Source organism: Kluyvera fluvialis (assembly GCF_059725275.1).
This window is the reverse complement of sequence record NZ_AP046142.1, coordinates 464,298-483,170: the sequence shown is the minus strand read 5'-3', so window position 1 is coordinate 483,170 and position 18,873 is coordinate 464,298. Positions and strand designations below refer to the sequence as shown.

General features: G+C 50.6%; 14 protein-coding genes, 2 tRNA genes and 4 rRNA genes. 9 read left to right on the top strand and 11 right to left on the bottom strand.

Annotation, left to right across the window (positions count from 1 at the left end; all coding sequences use genetic code 11):
- The first annotated feature begins 22 nt into the window (after window positions 1-22).
- The 5 genes from AC6I4B_RS02370 to fis all read left to right on the top strand — a co-directional run bounded on the left by AC6I4B_RS02370 (window position 23) and on the right by fis (window position 4,246).
- Window positions 23-265 (top strand): YhdT family protein, encoded by a 243-nt coding sequence (locus AC6I4B_RS02370; protein WP_497769260.1) that lies wholly within the window; start codon window positions 23-25, stop codon window positions 263-265.
- Window positions 255-1,706: a sodium/pantothenate symporter gene (gene panF / locus AC6I4B_RS02365; RefSeq protein WP_497769259.1), complete on the top strand. Its 1,452-nt coding sequence runs from the start codon at window positions 255-257 to the stop codon at window positions 1,704-1,706. The genes AC6I4B_RS02370 and panF overlap by 11 nt, the downstream gene beginning before the upstream one ends.
- An 11-nt stretch (window positions 1,707-1,717) precedes the next feature.
- Window positions 1,718-2,599, top strand: coding sequence for a 50S ribosomal protein L11 methyltransferase (gene prmA / locus AC6I4B_RS02360; protein ID WP_497769257.1), 882 nt, complete (start codon window positions 1,718-1,720; stop codon window positions 2,597-2,599).
- A 360-nt stretch (window positions 2,600-2,959) separates the two neighbouring features.
- Complete coding sequence (dusB, locus tag AC6I4B_RS02355; RefSeq protein WP_497769256.1) at window positions 2,960-3,925, top strand: tRNA dihydrouridine synthase DusB; 966 nt, start codon at window positions 2,960-2,962, stop codon at window positions 3,923-3,925.
- 24 nt (window positions 3,926-3,949) lie between these two features.
- Entirely contained in the window at window positions 3,950-4,246 is a 297-nt protein-coding gene (gene fis / locus AC6I4B_RS02350; protein ID WP_000462905.1) for a DNA-binding transcriptional regulator Fis, read from the top strand.
- 71 nt (window positions 4,247-4,317) lie between these two features.
- On the opposite strand, the gene AC6I4B_RS02345 is transcribed toward fis, so the two are convergent.
- The 3 genes from AC6I4B_RS02345 to AC6I4B_RS02335 form a co-directional block, all read right to left on the bottom strand.
- Window positions 4,318-5,160 (bottom strand): MBL fold metallo-hydrolase, encoded by an 843-nt coding sequence (locus AC6I4B_RS02345; RefSeq protein WP_497769254.1) that lies wholly within the window; start codon window positions 5,158-5,160, stop codon window positions 4,318-4,320.
- A 121-nt stretch (window positions 5,161-5,281) separates the two neighbouring features.
- Window positions 5,282-5,917, bottom strand: coding sequence for an acrEF/envCD operon transcriptional regulator (gene envR / locus AC6I4B_RS02340; RefSeq protein WP_497769253.1), 636 nt, complete (start codon window positions 5,915-5,917; stop codon window positions 5,282-5,284).
- Between the two features lie 157 nt (window positions 5,918-6,074).
- Window positions 6,075-6,215, bottom strand: coding sequence for a hypothetical protein (locus AC6I4B_RS02335; protein WP_497769252.1), 141 nt, complete (start codon window positions 6,213-6,215; stop codon window positions 6,075-6,077).
- A 59-nt stretch (window positions 6,216-6,274) separates the two neighbouring features.
- Here AC6I4B_RS02335 and AC6I4B_RS02330 point away from each other — a divergent pair, with 59 nt between their 5' ends.
- The 3 genes from AC6I4B_RS02330 to AC6I4B_RS02320 all read left to right on the top strand — a co-directional run bounded on the left by AC6I4B_RS02330 (window position 6,275) and on the right by AC6I4B_RS02320 (window position 11,077).
- Entirely contained in the window at window positions 6,275-7,414 is a 1,140-nt protein-coding gene (locus tag AC6I4B_RS02330) for an efflux RND transporter periplasmic adaptor subunit (protein WP_497769250.1), read from the top strand.
- Window positions 7,415-7,426: 12 nt separating this feature from the next.
- The gene (locus AC6I4B_RS02325; protein ID WP_497769249.1) at window positions 7,427-10,537 is read left to right on the top strand and encodes an efflux RND transporter permease subunit; all 3,111 of its coding nucleotides are present in this window, start codon (window positions 7,427-7,429) and stop codon (window positions 10,535-10,537) included.
- A 318-nt stretch (window positions 10,538-10,855) separates the two neighbouring features.
- Window positions 10,856-11,077: a lipoprotein gene (locus tag AC6I4B_RS02320; RefSeq protein ID WP_035891258.1), complete on the top strand. Its 222-nt coding sequence runs from the start codon at window positions 10,856-10,858 to the stop codon at window positions 11,075-11,077.
- Between the two features lie 439 nt (window positions 11,078-11,516).
- Here AC6I4B_RS02320 and rrf (AC6I4B_RS02315) read toward each other — a convergent pair.
- From rrf (AC6I4B_RS02315) to AC6I4B_RS02290, 6 genes are all read right to left on the bottom strand, one after another.
- Window positions 11,517-11,632, bottom strand: a 5S ribosomal RNA gene (rrf, locus tag AC6I4B_RS02315).
- Between the two features lie 40 nt (window positions 11,633-11,672).
- Window positions 11,673-11,748 (bottom strand) — tRNA-Thr (locus AC6I4B_RS02310).
- Window positions 11,749-11,762: 14 nt separating this feature from the next.
- Window positions 11,763-11,878 (bottom strand): 5S ribosomal RNA (rrf, locus tag AC6I4B_RS02305).
- Window positions 11,879-11,972: 94 nt separating this feature from the next.
- Window positions 11,973-14,878 (bottom strand): 23S ribosomal RNA (locus tag AC6I4B_RS02300).
- Between the two features lie 219 nt (window positions 14,879-15,097).
- Window positions 15,098-15,173, bottom strand: a tRNA-Glu gene (locus tag AC6I4B_RS02295).
- Window positions 15,174-15,258: 85 nt separating this feature from the next.
- Window positions 15,259-16,798, bottom strand: a 16S ribosomal RNA gene (locus AC6I4B_RS02290).
- The 16S, 23S and 5S rRNA genes sit together here with 2 tRNA genes alongside, the layout of an rRNA operon.
- A 470-nt stretch (window positions 16,799-17,268) precedes the next feature.
- Here AC6I4B_RS02290 and AC6I4B_RS02285 point away from each other — a divergent pair.
- The gene (locus AC6I4B_RS02285) at window positions 17,269-17,823 is read left to right on the top strand and encodes a gamma carbonic anhydrase family protein (RefSeq protein ID WP_497772321.1); all 555 of its coding nucleotides are present in this window, start codon (window positions 17,269-17,271) and stop codon (window positions 17,821-17,823) included.
- On the opposite strand, the gene AC6I4B_RS02280 is transcribed toward AC6I4B_RS02285, so the two are convergent.
- Window positions 17,799-18,056: a DUF1488 family protein gene (locus AC6I4B_RS02280; RefSeq protein ID WP_497769247.1), complete on the bottom strand. Its 258-nt coding sequence runs from the start codon at window positions 18,054-18,056 to the stop codon at window positions 17,799-17,801. The two genes, AC6I4B_RS02285 and AC6I4B_RS02280, sit on opposite strands and share 25 nt — an antisense overlap.
- On the bottom strand, window positions 18,053-18,871 hold the full coding sequence (gene aroE, locus AC6I4B_RS02275; RefSeq protein WP_497769245.1) for a shikimate dehydrogenase: 819 nt from the start codon (window positions 18,869-18,871) through the stop codon (window positions 18,053-18,055). Before aroE ends, AC6I4B_RS02280 begins: the two co-directional genes overlap by 4 nt.
- Between the last annotated feature and the right edge of the window lie 2 nt (window positions 18,872-18,873).

Sequence of the window (18,873 nt, the reverse complement as noted above, 5' to 3'; positions counted from 1 at the left end):
CCCCATGAGGAGGAAACCTTCCGTGGACAAACGTTTTGTTCAGGCCCATAAAGAGGCGCGCTGGGCGCTGGGGCTAACCCTTCTCTATCTTGCTGCATGGTTAGCAAGTGCTTACATACCAGGCTCGGCGCAGGGCTTCACCGGCCTACCGCACTGGTTTGAGATGGCTTGCCTGCTGATGCCGCTGATTTTTATTTTGCTGTGCTGGTTAATGGTGCGCTTTATCTTCCGTGACATCCCGCTGGAGGATAGCGATGCAAACTGAAATTATCATCGTGCTGGTGCTGTATTTGGTCGTGGTGTTTGGCCTGTCGCTGTACGCCATGCGTAAACGCAGTACCGGCACGTTCCTCAGCGAATATTTCCTCGGCAGCCGTTCTATGGGCGGGCTGGTGCTGGCGATGACGCTGACCACCACCTATATCAGCGCAAGCTCGTTTATCGGCGGGCCTGGCGCGGCGTATAAATACGGGTTGGGTTGGGTACTTCTGGCAATGATCCAGGTGCCTACCATCTGGCTTTCGCTGGGCGTGCTGGGTAAAAAGTTCGCTATTTTGGCACGACGCTATAACGCGATAACCCTCAACGATATGCTGCAAGCGCGTTATCAGAACCGCGCCGTGGTGTGGATTGCCAGTATCAGCCTGCTGGTCGCATTTGTGGGTGCGATTGCCGTGCAGTTTATTGGCGGCGCGCGCCTGCTCGAAACCGCCGCAGGCATCAAATACGAAACCGGGCTGCTTATCTTCGGCATTACCATCGCACTGTATACCGCTTTTGGCGGGTTCCGTGCCAGTGTGCTGAACGATACGATGCAGGGAATGGTGATGCTGATTGGTACAATCGTGCTGCTGGTTGGCGTCGTTCATGCGGCGGGCGGGCTTCATAATGCCGTAGAAACCCTGGAACAGATAAACCCACAGCTGGTATCGCCTCACGGGGCTGACGATATTCTCACGCCCACCTTTATGACCTCGTTCTGGGTGCTGGTTTGTTTTGGGGTTATTGGCCTGCCGCATACCGCCGTTCGCTGCATCTCCTATAAGGACAGCAAGGCTGTTCATCGTGGGATTATTATCGGCACTATCGTCGTCGCGCTGTTGATGCTGGGGATGCACCTGGCAGGCGCGCTGGGCCGCGCTGTATTACCACATCTGACCGTGCCGGACTTGGTTATCCCAACGTTAATGGTGCAGGTATTGCCGCCGTGGGCGGCGGGTTTGTTCCTTGCCGCGCCGATGGCGGCTATTATGTCGAACGTAAACGCCCACCTGTTGCAAGCTTCAGCGACAATCATTAAAGATCTGTGGCTTAGCGCGCGTCCGGCTAAAATGGAGAATGAGCGCCATCTGAAACGCATCTCGACCTGGACCACGCTGGTGCTGGGGATTTTGATGATGCTGGCTGCATGGCGCCCGCCAGAGATGATTATCTGGCTGAACCTGCTGGCATTCGGTGGCCTGGAAGCGGTATTCCTGTGGCCGTTAGTGCTGGGGCTTTATTGGGAACGCGCCAATGCGGCCGGAGCGCTCAGCGCCATGATTGTCGGCGGCGTACTGTACGCCGTGCTGGCGACGTTTAATATTCAGTATCTGGGCTTCCATCCAATTGTGCCTTCGTTACTGCTAAGTTTGCTGGCGTTTGTGGTCGGGAACCGTTTTGGTCAACCCGTGCCACAGGCTGCCGTAATTTCTACTGATAAATAAAGAGTTTTGCCATGCCGTGGATCCAACTAAAACTGAACACTACCGGCGAAAATGCCGAAGATCTTAGCGATGCGCTGATGGAGGCCGGTTCGGTTTCTATCACCTTCCAGGATACGCATGACACGCCGGTATTTGAGCCGCTGCCGGGCGAAACTCGCCTGTGGGGCGATACCGACGTTATCGGCCTGTTCGATGCAGAAACCGACATGAAGGCGGTTGTTTCGCTGCTTGAACAGCATCCGCTGTTGGGCGCAGGCTTTGCGCACAAAATCGAACAACTGGAAGATAAAGACTGGGAACGCGAGTGGATGGACAACTTCCATCCGATGCGTTTTGGCGAGCGTCTGTGGATCTGCCCAAGCTGGCGCGATGTGCCAGACGTCAACGCGGTCAACGTGATGCTCGACCCTGGTCTGGCGTTTGGTACGGGTACTCACCCAACCACCTCTCTGTGCCTGCAATGGCTCGACGGGCTGGATTTGGCCGGTAAAACGGTTATCGACTTTGGTTGTGGCTCTGGGATCCTGGCGATCGCTGCGCTGAAGCTGGGGGCAGAAAAAGCTATCGGGATCGATATTGATCCGCAGGCGATTCAAGCCAGCCGTGATAACGCTGAGCGTAACGGTGTTTCCGAGCGCCTGGAGCTGTACCTGCCGCAGGATCAGCCAGAAGCAATGAAAGCCGACGTGGTGGTCGCTAACATCCTGGCAGGCCCATTACGCGAGCTTGCACCATTAATCAGCGTGCTGCCAGTTACAGGCGGCCTGCTGGGCCTGTCTGGTATTCTGGCAAGCCAGGCTGAGAGCGTTTGTGAAGCCTACGCCGACCTTTTCTCTCTCGATGCTGTCGTTGAGAAAGAAGAATGGTGTCGAATCACCGGGCGCAAAAAATAATCCCTCTTCAATGCGGCCTACGGGCCGCATTTTCCCCTGTAAGTCTCCCTATCTTCACCATAAATGCGAAGCAGATCGCATTTCTTGTTGCGTTTTCGTTCATAAAATCACCCTTTTCCGAGATGCAGACCATGCCGCGCAGAAGAAAGCGCGAGAAGTTTTATGATTTTCTTAATGCGCACAAATCATCCACTTTTATTTAATATGATGATTAATATAGATATTTATTTGTGATTAGCTCCCAGCACCGAGATTCATTGATCTACAACATCGGATTGCTCAAAGTTTGGCCTTTCATCTCGTGCAAAAAATGCGTAATATACGCCGCCTTGCAGTCACAGTATGGTCATTTCTTAACTCATGCGCATCGGACAACACCAGCTTAGAAATCGCCTGATCGCAGCGCCCATGGCTGGCATTACTGACAGACCATTCAGGACGTTGTGCTACGAGATGGGAGCAGGCTTAACCGTTTCTGAGATGATGTCCTCCAACCCACAGGTGTGGGAGAGTGATAAATCTCGTCTACGGATGGTGCACGTTGATGAACCAGGTATTCGAACCGTGCAAATTGCCGGTAGCGATCCTGAAGAGATGGCCGGAGCCGCCCGCATTAATGTGGAAAGCGGCGCTCAAATTATTGATATCAATATGGGCTGTCCGGCAAAAAAGGTGAATCGCAAGCTCGCAGGCTCAGCCCTACTGCAATACCCAGATCAGGTGAAGGCTATCCTGAGCGCGGTTGTAAAGGCGGTGGACGTTCCTGTCACACTTAAGATTCGCACTGGCTGGGCTCCTGAGCACCGTAACTGTGTAGAAATTGCCCAACTGGCTGAAGACTGTGGCATTCAGGCTCTGACTATTCACGGACGCACTCGCGCCTGCTTGTTTAACGGAGAAGCTGAGTACGACAGCATTCGGGCAGTTAAGCAGAACGTTTCCATTCCGATTATCGCGAATGGCGACATTACTGACCCGCTTAAAGCCAGAGCTGTACTCGACTATACGGGGGCTGATGCCCTGATGATAGGACGTGCGGCTCAGGGAAGACCCTGGATCTTTCGGGAAATCCAGCACTATCTGGACACTGGGGAGCTGCTGCCCCCGCTGCCTCTGGCAGAGGTGAAGCGCTTGCTTTGCGCGCACGTTCGGGAATTGCATGACTTTTATGGTCACGCAAAAGGGTACCGAATTGCACGTAAACACGTATCCTGGTATCTCCAGGAACACGCTCCAAATGACCAGTTTCGGCGCACATTCAACGCCATTGAAGATACCAGCGAACAGCTGGAGGCGTTGGAGGCATACTTCGAAAATTTTGCGTAATAGAAATAAAGAGCTGACAGAACTATGTTCGAACAACGCGTAAATTCTGACGTACTGACCGTTTCTACCGTTAACTCTCAGGATCAGGTAACCCAAAAACCCCTGCGTGACTCGGTTAAACAGGCACTGAAGAACTATTTTGCTCAACTGAATGGTCAGGATGTTAATGATCTGTATGAGCTGGTACTGGCTGAAGTAGAACAGCCCCTGTTGGACATGGTGATGCAATACACCCGTGGTAACCAGACCCGCGCTGCCCTGATGATGGGCATCAACCGTGGTACTCTGCGTAAGAAACTGAAAAAATATGGCATGAACTGATTCTCATCAGTTAATTGCTTAATTTTGAAGGCGCTACTCGGCATGGGGAAGCGCCTTTTTTATTGCTCTTTTTATGCCGTTGCGTAGACGATACGGTAGCCCTGCCCGCTTGCAACAACCTGTGCAAACCCTGTCCCGCCAAAGTGCATCCCCGCCACCAGCAATTTTTCCTCAGCAGCCTTTGCCAATATCATTTTGCGTGATGCTTTCGCCTGCTGTGAGTCAAAATCAAACGCAATCGCGACATCAGGATGTGCTGTCTGAATATGCGGGTAGTGAACGATATCTCCCCAGATAAGCAGTTTTTCACCTGCTGAGCCAATACAGAACCCAGTATGCCCCGGTGTATGGCCTGGGAGCGGAACGGTACGTATGCCTTCAATGACCGGTTGTTCATCCAAAATACGGACTCGCTCCCCATAGGCCGCCAACGTACACCGTATGAGCGCAAAGTTACGCTGCACACGCTCATTCGCCCGTTCAAGCGCTTCATCATCCTGCCAGAACTGCGCTTCAAGAGGATGCAGATAAAGTTGCGCGTTGGGATACACTGCCTCACCCTCATCATTCAACAACCCACCGACATGATCAGGATGCCCGTGCGTCAATAGCAGGATATCCACCTCACCTGGCTGAATGCCAAAAGCGAGCAGATTAGCTTTTAGTTGCCCGCCAACGTTATTCACCCCACCAGTACCGGTATCCACCAGAATAGTTTTGCCACGACCACGAATAACATACGCGTAAATATGAATATCCTCAGGCTCGAAGATACCAGCGCTGCGTTGTATCTCACCGGCATCGGTGGTGTCTATTCCCGATAACAACGACAGACTGGCTGACATATTGCCGTCACTGAGCGCTGTAACCTGAAAATCGCCAACCTGACGGGAGATAAAAGACCGCTGAGCCATAAATACCCCAATAAGATAATGATGAATAGAGGAATAAAATGACAGAAGCCAGAGGTGCTGAACAGAGCCGTGTTCGCTAAATGAATTATCTTCAGGCATCACTCGCCAGGGCGAGTTCCCATCAGGACGATACCGTACAGAAGCGCTGTATACCCAACGTGGTCATCACATTGTCCACCAGCAACGGGGCTTGCTGGTAGAGATCAAATAGCTGAGGTTCCATCAACCAGTTTTTAATGATCCCGCTAAATGCGCTATACAATACAATCAGTATAATTTCGATATTAGTTTCTGCGGGTAGTATTTGATTACAGATACATAGCTGTAATATTCCTCGCACAAAATCATAGTTAAATCCTATTTCTTTCCTAATTTCACTTTCAGACATCATATCGCTATTAAATTCACACTTATGATATAGAATTTGCATCAGTGAATGCTGTCGTGGGTTTTTCGCAATATATTGCAAGCCGACAACATATCTATTTCTCAAGTCAACAAGCGGATTTCCTGTCGCTATCGCAATCAATTGATGATGAATTAAATCACTAAGCGGCAATTGCTCCTGCCATATCGCATTAAATAATTCACTTTTGCTGGTGAAATGCCAATAAACCGCACCACGGGTCACCCCTGCAGCATCAGCAATATCAGTCAATGTGGTGCTTCCCACCCCACGCGACGCAAACAGCTCAATCGCGGAGTCTAGCAGTTGCTGACGAGTCTTAAGCGCGTCTTCTTTCGTCCTTCTTGCCATATTGGATATCGCTTGTCGTAAAGATGTCGGTGATTAAAAATGTACAATTCTATTCAATCTATCATTCTACATACTTTCTGCTCACCCAAAAGACCGACGGTGCTTAAAAATTAAATCATCCAAAATATAAATGTATTTCACATTTATATTCACACAATCAATTTAAATAAAAAACACCCTCAACATCAAATGCAGCAACCTTGTTTTTTTTGCTTTTCCGTGCCATTGATGAGCATCTAAAAATAAGCCCCCTTACATCCATTGATATTTGTTTGTAGGATAACAAACCGCTTTTCATTTCTCTCTTCTTACACTAGTAGAGAGCGATATCTGGCTATAAATCTACAAGGAACAACAATGACGAGTCATGCCAGAGTTACACTTTTATCCGGCTTAATCATCTCTGCGACATTATTGAATGGTTGCGATAATTCAGGAGGTCAGCAAGCACATGCCCCCACGCCTCAGGTTACTGTTCATGTGGTCAGCAATGCGCCATTGTCGATAACCACTGAACTACCGGGACGCACTTCTGCATTTCGCGTCGCAGAGGTTCGCCCACAGGTCAGCGGCATCATTCTTAAACGGAATTTTGTCGAAGGCAGTGATGTCCAGGCTGGGCAGTCACTATACCAAATCGACCCAGCGACCTACCAGGCAGCCTATAACAGCGCCAAAGGCGACCAGTCGAAAGCCGAAGCGGCTGCCGCTATCGCTCACCTAACGGTGAAACGCTATGTCCCACTGCTGGGCACAAAATACATTAGCCAACAAGACTATGACCAAGCGGTCGCAACTGCTCGCCAGGCCGATGCCGACGTTATCGCGGCCAAAGCCGCTGTCGAGAGCGCGCGCATTAATCTTGCCTATACCAAAGTGACCTCGCCAATAGGCGGACGTATTGGCAAAACCAATGTAACCGAAGGCGCGCTGGTCACTAATGGCCAGTCAAATGCAATGGCAACGGTGCAACAACTTGACCCTATCTACGTCGATGTTACCCAATCCAGTAGTGACTTTATGCGCCTGCAACAAGAGAGTTTACAGCAAGGTGGCGAGGCCAAAAGCGTACAGCTGGTAATGGAAGACGGCCAGATCTATGCGCAGAAAGGCTCACTGCAATTTTCTGATGTCACCGTTGATGAGAGTACGGGATCCATCACGCTGCGGGCGATTTTCCCCAACCCACAGCACACATTACTGCCAGGGATGTTTGTCCGCGCGCGTATTGATGAGGGCGTTAACCCTAGTGCCATGCTAGTTCCACAGCAAGGCCTCACCCGTACACCACGCGGCGACGCCACAGTGCTGCTGGTGAACGATAAAAACCAGGTCGAAACACGTCCCGTTGTTGCCGTTCAGGCTATTGGCAATCAATGGCTTATCAGTAGCGGATTAAAAGCGGGCGATAAAGTCATCGTCAGCGGTCTACAGAAAGTAGCCCCAGGCGCAACCGTCAAGGTTGAAGAAGATACCGCTGCTCCAGCCGCGCAATAAGGTACCGATCTTATGTCTACATTTTTTATCCATCGACCGGTGTTTGCCTGGGTACTGGCAATCATTATGATGATTGCGGGCGGTCTTGCGATTTTACAACTGCCTATCGCCCAGTACCCAACGATTGCGCCGCCTGCGGTCGCTATTTCCGCCGTCTATCCAGGGGCGGATGCGCAGACCGTGCAGGATACGGTAACGCAGGTTATCGAACAGAATATGAACGGTATAGACAACCTGATGTATATGTCTTCTACCAGTGATTCTGCAGGCTCGGTAACCATTACGCTGACCTTTGAATCAGGCACCGACCCAGATATCGCCCAGGTTCAAGTGCAGAATAAACTGCAACTCGCAACGCCATTACTGCCGCAGGAAGTGCAGCAACAGGGGATAAGCGTTGAGAAATCAAGCAGTAGCTTCTTGATGGTCGCTGGTTTTGTCTCCGATAACCCACAAACAACTCAGGATGATATTTCGGACTACGTGGCGTCAAACGTGAAAGACCCCATCGGCCGTCTCAACGGTGTGGGTGATGTCCAACTGTTTGGTGCTCAGTATGCTATGCGTATTTGGCTCGATAATAATCTGTTGAATAAATACAGCCTGACGCCAGTTGACGTTATCAATCAACTGAGAATACAAAACAACCAGATTGCCGCAGGTCAGTTAGGTGGCACGCCGTCGGTGCAAGGCCAGCAGCTTAACGCCTCGATCATTGCCCAAACTCGCCTGAAAGATCCCACTGAATTTGGCAGAGTGACGCTACGCGTGAACACCGATGGTTCGATCGTGCGTTTGAGCGATGTAGCTCGTATTGAGTTGGGAGGTGAAAACTACAATACGGTGGCGCGAATCAATGGCAAACCGGCTTCTGGTTTAGGTATTAAGCTTGCAACAGGTGCGAATGCCCTGGATACCGCAAACGCAATAAAAGCGAAACTGGCAGAGCTGCAACCATTTTTCCCGCAAGGGATGCAGGTGGTTTATCCCTACGACACCACCCCGTTCGTTACGCTTTCTATTAATGAAGTTGTGAAAACACTGCTTGAAGCGATCCTTCTCGTTTTCCTCGTCATGTATCTGTTCCTACAAAATATCCGCGCGACGTTAATCCCGACCATCGCAGTGCCGGTTGTGCTGCTGGGAACCTTTGCTGTACTGGCAACGTTTGGATACTCAATTAACACACTCACCATGTTTGGTATGGTGCTCGCAATAGGCCTATTGGTCGATGATGCGATTGTGGTCGTGGAAAACGTCGAGCGTGTTATGGCGGAAGAGAAGCTATCGCCTACCGAAGCAACCGAGAAGTCGATGTCGCAAATCCAGGGGGCGCTAGTAGGCATTGCGATGGTGCTATCGGCAGTATTTGTGCCAATGGCCTTCTTTGGCGGATCGACCGGGGCTATTTATCGCCAGTTCTCAATCACTATCGTTTCGGCTATAGCGCTGTCGGTACTGGTGGCATTAATTCTGACGCCCGCGCTCTGTGCTACGCTGCTAAAACCAGTTTCTGCCGAACATCATGAAAAGAAAGGTTTCTTCGGTTGGTTTAACACTCGCTTCGATGCAAGCACTGATCACTATACCAAGAGCGTCAGCGGTATTCTGCGTAACACTGGGCGCTATCTGGTTGTCTATCTGCTAATTGTCGTGGGTATGGCGGTATTGTTTTTACGCCTGCCAACGTCCTTCTTACCAGAAGAAGATCAGGGTGTGTTTATGACTATGGCCCAATTGCCCGCAGGGGCAACACAGGAGCGCACACAAAAAGTTCTCGATGCTGTGACGCAGTATTATTTAAATAACGAGAAGGCTAACGTTAAGAGTGTCTTCACCGTCAACGGTTTCAGCTTTAGTGGCCAGGGGCAAAACGCCGGGGTGGCGTTCGTCAGCCTGAAGCCCTGGGATGAGCGAAAGGGTGAGGAAAATAGCGCAGAGTCTGTTATCAAACGCGCCACAATAGCATTCAGCCAAATTAAAGACGCAATGGTATTCCCATTCAACATGCCTGCAATTATCGAGCTGGGTACTGCGACCGGTTTCGACTTCCAGCTCGTTGACCAGGGAAACCTAGGGCATACGGAATTGACACGAGCACGTAATCAGCTTTTGGGTATGGTGCGGCAACATCCCGATCAGATAGTACGTGCACGCCCAAATGGCCTGGAAGATACCGCACAATTTAAACTTGATGTCGATCAGGAGAAAGCACAGGCACTGGGTGTTTCGTTATCGGATGTAAATGAGACGATCTCTGCGGCGTTAGGCGGCAGCTACGTTAACGACTTTATCGATCATGGTCGCGTGAAGAAGGTATACGTTCAGGCTGATGCGAAGTTCCGTATGCTGCCGAGCAACGTGAACAATATGTATGTGCGTAGCACTAACGGTGAGATGGTACCATTCTCAGCCTTCACCACCTCTCGTTGGATGTATGGCTCACCACGTCTGGAGCGCTACAACGGCTTACCTTCAATGGAAATACTTGGCGAGGCAGCACCAGGAAAAAGCACCGGTGAAGCAATGGCGTTAATGGAGCAACTAGCTGGAACACTACCGGCGGGGATCGGTTTTGACTGGACAGGAATGTCTTATCAGGAACGTTTATCAGGAAACCAGGCGCCGGCACTTTACGCTATCTCACTGATTGTCGTCTTCCTGTGTCTGGCCGCCCTGTATGAGAGCTGGTCGATTCCATTCTCGGTCATGTTGGTCGTTCCGCTTGGTGTTGTCGGCGCGCTGCTGGCGGCTTCACTACGTGGGCTGAACAATGACGTGTATTTCCAGGTTGGGTTGCTGACAACGATCGGTCTATCGGCGAAAAACGCCATTTTGATCGTCGAGTTCGCGAAGGATCTGATGGATAAAGAAGGGAAAGGGATTATCGAAGCAACGCTTGAAGCATCTCGTATGCGCCTGCGACCTATTCTGATGACCTCATTAGCCTTTATTCTTGGTGTTATGCCTCTGGTTATCAGCAGTGGTGCTGGTAGTGGCGCACAGAACGCTGTAGGAACCGGTGTTATGGGTGGGATGATAACAGCAACATTGCTGGCAATCTTCTTCGTGCCAGTCTTCTTCGTGGTTGTCAGACGTCGTTTTGGTCGCCACATCGAGTAACTGAGTGTTGTTCCATGCTGAAGGTGCCTACGGGCACCTTTTTTTATACGCTAATAATAAGAAAAACAATCATTAAGACTCAATGCATTATCTTGTCTTGAGCCAATTATGCTGTGCGTAGGTTTACTTCCTTATTTTCCTCTGCATCATTTCTACATGATTCAGCAGATATCAGGAACCGTTCTCCATGATATTTACGTAACACATAAATTGAGATTATTTCCCCTATCAGGATACGGGGTCACGAGTGGTATGATGAGCCATTCCGTAATGCGGTATATTTTTCCGTAATAAGACGGATTATCTAGAGGCAACATCATGAAAAAATTCATTCTGGTGACACTGCTTGCAACATTGCTTGCAGGCTGTGCGCATGACTCCCCTTGCGTACCGGTGTATGACGACCAGGGCCGTTTAGTTCACACCAATACCTGCATGAAAGGCACGACTCAGGATAATTGGGAAACAGCAGGAGCCATTGCAGGCGGTGCCGCCGCGCTGGCTGGCCTGACGCTGGGTATCGTTGCCCTGACGAAATAAACCAACGGCCAGAGGAGTTATTTCTATGGCCTTCTTTTTATGTGCAAGTAAGTACTCCGTTTCATTCCCTTCAGCCTTTGATTGTCTTACGGATAATTAAGGATTAAGAGCAAATGGCTTATTCCGGCCAGATGCTTAACCTCTTCTTAAATTAAAATATTTCCTACCAAGTGGCTTAATTACCACCATCGTAAGATTTATGTGTAGACCAGATAAGGTGGCTACTTCGCCATCTGGATAATTTGTACGCTGGTGGAGCCTGGTGGCACTGTGTTGTAGGCCGAATAAGTCGTTTACGCCACCATCCGGCAGTTGTGCCTGATGGCGCGACACTTATCAGTGCCTACAGGGATATATTCGGGGTGGATAAGTGATTTTAAGTTTGTTCCACACACGCAAAAAAGCCCATCCTGACGGATGGGCTTTTTCACTAATTGATGTCTGGCAGTTCCCTACTCTCGCATGGGGAGACCCCACACTACCATCGGCGCTACGGCGTTTCACTTCTGAGTTCGGCATGGGGTCAGGTGGGACCACCGCGCTACAGCCGCCAGACAAATTCTTTTCTAACTGCCGAACTTTATCCACAATAAAGTGGTGCTGATACCCAGAGTCGAACTGGGGACCTCACCCTTACCAAGGGTGCGCTCTACCAACTGAGCCATATCAGCACGCTAAATTTGATGCCTGGCAGTTCCCTACTCTCGCATGGGGAGACCCCACACTACCATCGGCGCTACGGCGTTTCACTTCTGAGTTCGGCATGGGGTCAGGTGGGACCACCGCGCTACTGCCGCCAGGCAAATTCTGTTATCAGACCGTTTTTCACGTTCTGATGTTATCTGTATCAAGCTGAATTTCGATGTCTCTTTCGCCAAAACATCTTCGGCGTTGTAAGGTTAAGCCTCACGGTTCATTAGTATCGGTTAGCTCAATGTATCGCTACACTTACACACCCGACCTATCAACGTCGTAGTCTTCAACGTTCCTTCAGGACTCTCAAGGAGTCAGGGAGAACTCATCTCGGGGCAAGTTTCGTGCTTAGATGCTTTCAGCACTTATCTCTTCCGCATTTAGCTACCGGGCAATGCCATTGGCATGACAACCCGAACACCAGTGATGCGTCCACTCCGGTCCTCTCGTACTAGGAGCAGCCCCCCTCAATTCTCCAGCGCCCACGGCAGATAGGGACCGAACTGTCTCACGACGTTCTAAACCCAGCTCGCGTACCACTTTAAATGGCGAACAGCCATACCCTTGGGACCTACTTCAGCCCCAGGATGTGATGAGCCGACATCGAGGTGCCAAACACCGCCGTCGATATGAACTCTTGGGCGGTATCAGCCTGTTATCCCCGGAGTACCTTTTATCCGTTGAGCGATGGCCCTTCCATTCAGAACCACCGGATCACTAAGACCTGCTTTCGCACCTGCTCGAGCCGTCACTCTCGCAGTCAAGCTAGCTTATGCCTTTGCACTAACCTCCTGATGTCCGACCAGGATTAGCTAACCTTCGTGCTCCTCCGTTACTCTTTAGGAGGAGACCGCCCCAGTCAAACTACCCACCAGACACTGTCCGCAACCCGGATTACGGGTCTACGTTAGAACACCAGCCATTAAAGGGTGGTATTTCAAGGTTGGCTCCACGCAGACTGGCGTCCACGCTTCAAAGCCTCCCACCTATCCTACACATCAAGGACCAGTGTTCAGTGTCAAGCTATAGTAAAGGTTCACGGGGTCTTTCCGTCTTGCCGCGGGTACACTGCATCTTCACAGCGAGTTCAATTTCACTGAGTCTCGGGTGGAGACAGCCTGGCCATCATTACGCCATTCGTGCAGGTCGGAACTTACCCGACAAGGAATTTCGCTACCTTAGGACCGTTATAGTTACGGCCGCCGTTTACCGGGGCTTCGATCAAGAGCTTCGCGTTACCGCTAACCCCATCAATTAACCTTCCGGCACCGGGCAGGCGTCACACCGTATACGTCCACTTTCGTGTTTGCACAGTGCTGTGTTTTTAATAAACAGTTGCAGCCAGCTGGTATCTTCGACTGAGTTCAGCTCCACGAGCAAGTCGCTTCACCTACCATCAGCGTGCCTTCTCCCGAAGTTACGGCACCATTTTGCCTAGTTCCTTCACCCGAGTTCTCTCAAGCGCCTTGGTATTCTCTACCTGACCACCTGTGTCGGTTTGGGGTACGATTTGATGTTACCTGATGCTTAGAGGCTTTTCCTGGAAGCAGGGCATTTGTTACTTCAGCACCGTAGTGCCTCGTCATCACACCTCAGCGTTAATAAGGTTCCGGATTTACCTGGAACCTCCGCCTACATGCTTAAACCGGGACAACCGTCGCCCGGCTAACATAGCCTTCTCCGTCCCCCCTTCGCAGTAACACCAAGTACAGGAATATTAACCTGTTTCCCATCGACTACGCCTTTCGGCCTCGCCTTAGGGGTCGACTCACCCTGCCCCGATTAACGTTGGACAGGAACCCTTGGTCTTCCGGCGTGCGGGTTTTTCACCCGCATTATCGTTACTTATGTCAGCATTCGCACTTCTGATACCTCCAGCAAACCTCACAGTTCACCTTCAACGGCTTACAGAACGCTCCCCTACCCAACAACACATAGTGTCGCTGCCGCAGCTTCGGTGCACAGTTTAGCCCCGTTACATCTTCCGCGCAGGCCGACTCGACCAGTGAGCTATTACGCTTTCTTTAAATGATGGCTGCTTCTAAGCCAACATCCTGGCTGTCTGAGCCTTCCCACATCGTTTCCCACTTAACTGTGACTTTGGGACCTTAGCTGGCGGTCTGGGTTGTTTCCCTCTTCACGACGGACGTTAGCACCCGCCGTGTGTCTCCCGTGATAACATTCTTCGGTATTCGTAGTTTGCATCGGGTTGGTAAGTCGGGATGACCCCCTAGCCGAAACAGTGCTCTACCCCCGAAGATGAGTTCACGAGGCGCTACCTAAATAGCTTTCGGGGAGAACCAGCTATCTCCCGGTTTGATTGGCCTTTCACCCCCAGCCACAAGTCATCCGCTAATTTTTCAACATTAGTCGGTTCGGTCCTCCAGTTAGTGTTACCCAACCTTCAACCTGCCCATGGCTAGATCACCGGGTTTCGGGTCTATACCCTGCAACTTAACGCCCAGTTAAGACTCGGTTTCCCTTCGGCTCCCCTATTCGGTTAACCTTGCTACAGAATATAAGTCGCTGACCCATTATACAAAAGGTACGCAGTCACCCCATAAAGAGGCTCCCACTGCTTGTACGTACACGGTTTCAGGTTCTGTTTCACTCCCCTCGCCGGGGTTCTTTTCGCCTTTCCCTCACGGTACTGGTTCACTATCGGTCAGTCAGGAGTATTTAGCCTTGGAGGATGGTCCCCCCATATTCAGACAGGATACCACGTGTCCCGCCCTACTCTTCGAGTTCACAACCTGTGCATTTTGGTGTACGGGACTATCACCCTGTACCGTCGGACTTTCCAGACCGTTCCACTAACACACAAGCTGATTCAGACTCTGGGCTGCTCCCCGTTCGCTCGCCGCTACTGGGGGAATCTCGGTTGATTTCTTTTCCTCGGGGTACTTAGATGTTTCAGTTCCCCCGGTTCGCCTCGTTAACCTATGTATTCAGTTAACGATAGTGCAACGAATTGCACTGGGTTTCCCCATTCGGACATCGCCGGCTATAACGGTTCATATCACCTTACCGACGCTTTTCGCAGATTAGCACGTCCTTCATCGCCTCTGACTGCCAGGGCATCCACCGTGTACGCTTAGTCGCTTAACCTCACAACCCGAAGATGTTTCGTAAAACACCATCGTGTTGCGAAAATTTGAGAGACTCGAACACACCGCTTATCTGTTCTTATTACGGAGAACAGACACAGTGTGTCGTTTCAATTTTCAGCTTGATCCAGATTTTTAAAGAGCAAATATCTCAAACAAGACTCGTGAGTCTGTTTTGAGATATGACGGTCGGCGACTTTCACTCACACATACCAGCAAGTGGCGTCCCCTAGGGGATTCGAACCCCTGTTACCGCCGTGAAAGGGCGGTGTCCTGGGCCTCTAGACGAAGGGGACACTGAAGTCTCAATCGCAAGACGCCTTGCTATTTACTTTTCATCAGACAATCTGTGTGGACACTTCAACAAACGTTTCTTTAAGGTAAGGAGGTGATCCAACCGCAGGTTCCCCTACGGTTACCTTGTTACGACTTCACCCCAGTCATGAATCACAAAGTGGTAAGCGCCCTCCCGAAGGTTAAGCTACCTACTTCTTTTGCAACCCACTCCCATGGTGTGACGGGCGGTGTGTACAAGGCCCGGGAACGTATTCACCGTAGCATTCTGATCTACGATTACTAGCGATTCCGACTTCATGGAGTCGAGTTGCAGACTCCAATCCGGACTACGACATACTTTATGAGGTCCGCTTGCTCTCGCGAGGTCGCTTCTCTTTGTATATGCCATTGTAGCACGTGTGTAGCCCTACTCGTAAGGGCCATGATGACTTGACGTCATCCCCACCTTCCTCCAGTTTATCACTGGCAGTCTCCTTTGAGTTCCCGGCCGAACCGCTGGCAACAAAGGATAAGGGTTGCGCTCGTTGCGGGACTTAACCCAACATTTCACAACACGAGCTGACGACAGCCATGCAGCACCTGTCTCACGGTTCCCGAAGGCACTAAAGCATCTCTGCTAAATTCCGTGGATGTCAAGAGTAGGTAAGGTTCTTCGCGTTGCATCGAATTAAACCACATGCTCCACCGCTTGTGCGGGCCCCCGTCAATTCATTTGAGTTTTAACCTTGCGGCCGTACTCCCCAGGCGGTCGACTTAACGCGTTAGCTCCGGAAGCCACGCCTCAAGGGCACAACCTCCAAGTCGACATCGTTTACAGCGTGGACTACCAGGGTATCTAATCCTGTTTGCTCCCCACGCTTTCGCACCTGAGCGTCAGTCTTCGTCCAGGGGGCCGCCTTCGCCACCGGTATTCCTCCAGATCTCTACGCATTTCACCGCTACACCTGGAATTCTACCCCCCTCTACGAGACTCAAGCTTGCCAGTTTCAAATGCAGTTCCCAGGTTGAGCCCGGGGATTTCACATCTGACTTAACAAACCGCCTGCGTGCGCTTTACGCCCAGTAATTCCGATTAACGCTTGCACCCTCCGTATTACCGCGGCTGCTGGCACGGAGTTAGCCGGTGCTTCTTCTGCGAGTAACGTCAATTGCTGCGGTTATTAACCACAACACCTTCCTCCTCGCTGAAAGTACTTTACAACCCGAAGGCCTTCTTCATACACGCGGCATGGCTGCATCAGGCTTGCGCCCATTGTGCAATATTCCCCACTGCTGCCTCCCGTAGGAGTCTGGACCGTGTCTCAGTTCCAGTGTGGCTGGTCATCCTCTCAGACCAGCTAGGGATCGTCGCCTAGGTGAGCCATTACCCCACCTACTAGCTAATCCCATCTGGGCACATCCGATGGTGTGAGGCCCGAAGGTCCCCCACTTTGGTCTTGCGACGTTATGCGGTATTAGCTACCGTTTCCAGTAGTTATCCCCCTCCATCGGGCAGTTTCCCAGACATTACTCACCCGTCCGCCACTCGTCACCCGAGAGCAAGCTCTCTGTGCTACCGTTCGACTTGCATGTGTTAGGCCTGCCGCCAGCGTTCAATCTGAGCCATGATCAAACTCTTCAATTTAAGTTTGATGCTCGTGAATTAAACTTCGTAATGAATTACGTGTTCACTCAGAGACTTGGTATTCATTTTTCGTCTTGCGACGTTAAGAATCCGTATCATTGAGTGCCCACACAGATTGTCTGATAAATTGTTAAAGAGCAGTGCAACGCGGCGTTAAGCTCACCGTTGCGAGGTGGCGTATATTACGCTTTCCTCTTTCAGAGTCAACCCTGAATTTCAGGATTTTTTTCTCTTCAACCGAACCGGCTATTTAGTGTGAAGTGATTCACATCCGCCGTGTCGATGGAGGCGCATTATAGGGAGTTATCTTCTTAGCACAAGCCCTTTTTAGATCTTTTTTCCTGACTGCTGTTTTTTCAAACTTTTTGTGTTCTAACTGCACAATTTGCTTAAATTTTGAGGTGAGAAACCGCCAAATCAGGGCAATAATGACGGCCTACATTCCCAAAGATCCTTTTAAAGAGGTAACCATGGCCGCAGATTTACGCCGCTATAAAGATCTTTACCCCAATATTGGCACTCGCGTGCTGATTGACCCCACCAGTGTGGTGATCGGCGACGTTCGTATAGCCGATGATGTCAGCATCTGGCCGTTAGTCGCTATCCGTGGCGATGTGAACTATGTGCAGATAGGCAAGCGCAGCAATATTCAGGATGGCAGCGTCCTTCACGTCACACATAAATCGGCACATAACCCAGAAGGCAACCCACTGGTTATCGGTGACGATGTTACCGTCGGCCATAAAGTGATGTTGCACGGCTGCACCGTGGGTAATCGAGTTCTTGTGGGCATGGGTTCTATTCTATTAGATGGTGTCGTCGTCGAAGATGATGTGATGATTGGAGCCGGTAGCCTGGTGCCGCAGAACAAGCGGCTGGAAAGTGGCTATCTCTATTTGGGCAGCCCAGTAAAACAGATCCGCCCACTGAAAGAGTCCGAACTTGAAGGGCTGAAGTATTCAGCTAACAACTACGTGAAATGGAAAGATGATTACCTGAATCAGGATAACCAAACCCAACCTTGAGCATCTTCCTGCTGATCACGAATCAGATCGCTGGCCTCTTCTTCGAGATCCCAGCGATTATCTTGAAACAGTGCCAACCATTGCTGTGGTTGCTCACCACCAAAGCGACGTTTCATTACTTCAGCGTTGATAGCACACATCAGTTGCATCCCATTAACCAACGCCGGGAAACAAACCGCCTGCATATCTGTACGCCACTCTTCGCGATCGGGAAATTGAATAGCCTGGTTCATGCACCTAACTCACATTTCAGTGCACTAATCACCGGTTCAACCTCTGGCAAAATACCGTGCCATAGAAGAACAGCATGTGCGGCTTGCCCCACCAGCATTCCTAGCCCATCCGCATAGCGTTTCGCGCCATGTTGAATACACCACGTAAGAAATGCGGTATTGCCTTTCTGGTAAAACATGTCGTAACAGCAAACTCGTGCATTAATTAACGAGGCCGGAATAGGCAGGATTTCACCGGCTATCCCACTAGACGTGGCATTAATAATGAGGTCGAACTCATGACCCTCTAGTGCAGACATAGGTACTGCATCCACACTGCCCGTGTGGCGAAACAGTTCAGCCAGTGTCTGCGCTCGCACGTGAGTGCGGTTAGTAATGGTGACATGGCAATCCAGGGAAAGCAGTGGCAGCAATACGCCACGAGCCGCACCACCTGCGCCAATCAGCAGCACACGGAATCCAGGTTTAATTAACGCTAGCCGTTCCAGGTCACTCAACAAACCAATACCGTCAGTGTTATCACCCAGGATTCGTCCATCATCAAGCAGCTTCAGCGTATTAACCGCTCCCGCTAGTGCCGCACGTTCGGTCAGTTCATCTGCGCGGGCAAACGCATCTTCTTTAAAGGGGACGGTTACGTTAGCTCCCTTTCCCCCCTGCTTGAAGAAGGTATTGAGCGTATCAACAAAGCTATCAAGCGGCGCTAACACTCGTCCATAAGGATGAGCAATTTGCAACTGCGTAGCAAACTGTTGATGAATAAAAGGTGACTTGCTGTGTGCTATTGGGTTGCCAAAAACGGCGTAACTTTCCATCG

Bases quoted from the DNA above. Each gene is read 5' to 3' on its own strand.
- panF (WP_497769259.1), top strand. From the start codon at position 255: ATGCAAACTGAAATTATCATCGTGCTGGTGCTGTATTTGGTCGTGGTG.
- prmA (WP_497769257.1), top strand. From the start codon at position 1,718: ATGCCGTGGATCCAACTAAAACTGAACACTACCGGCGAAAATGCCGAA.
- dusB (WP_497769256.1), top strand. From the start codon at position 2,960: ATGCGCATCGGACAACACCAGCTTAGAAATCGCCTGATCGCAGCGCCC.
- fis (WP_000462905.1), top strand. From the start codon at position 3,950: ATGTTCGAACAACGCGTAAATTCTGACGTACTGACCGTTTCTACCGTT.
- AC6I4B_RS02345 (WP_497769254.1), bottom strand. From the start codon at position 5,160: ATGGCTCAGCGGTCTTTTATCTCCCGTCAGGTTGGCGATTTTCAGGTT.
- envR (WP_497769253.1), bottom strand. From the start codon at position 5,917: ATGGCAAGAAGGACGAAAGAAGACGCGCTTAAGACTCGTCAGCAACTG.
- AC6I4B_RS02335 (WP_497769252.1), bottom strand. From the start codon at position 6,215: ATGAAAAGCGGTTTGTTATCCTACAAACAAATATCAATGGATGTAAGG.
- AC6I4B_RS02330 (WP_497769250.1), top strand. From the start codon at position 6,275: ATGACGAGTCATGCCAGAGTTACACTTTTATCCGGCTTAATCATCTCT.
- AC6I4B_RS02325 (WP_497769249.1), top strand. From the start codon at position 7,427: ATGTCTACATTTTTTATCCATCGACCGGTGTTTGCCTGGGTACTGGCA.
- AC6I4B_RS02320 (WP_035891258.1), top strand. From the start codon at position 10,856: ATGAAAAAATTCATTCTGGTGACACTGCTTGCAACATTGCTTGCAGGC.
- AC6I4B_RS02285 (WP_497772321.1), top strand. From the start codon at position 17,269: ATGGCCGCAGATTTACGCCGCTATAAAGATCTTTACCCCAATATTGGC.
- AC6I4B_RS02280 (WP_497769247.1), bottom strand. From the start codon at position 18,056: ATGAACCAGGCTATTCAATTTCCCGATCGCGAAGAGTGGCGTACAGAT.
- aroE (WP_497769245.1), bottom strand. From the start codon at position 18,871: ATGGAAAGTTACGCCGTTTTTGGCAACCCAATAGCACACAGCAAGTCA.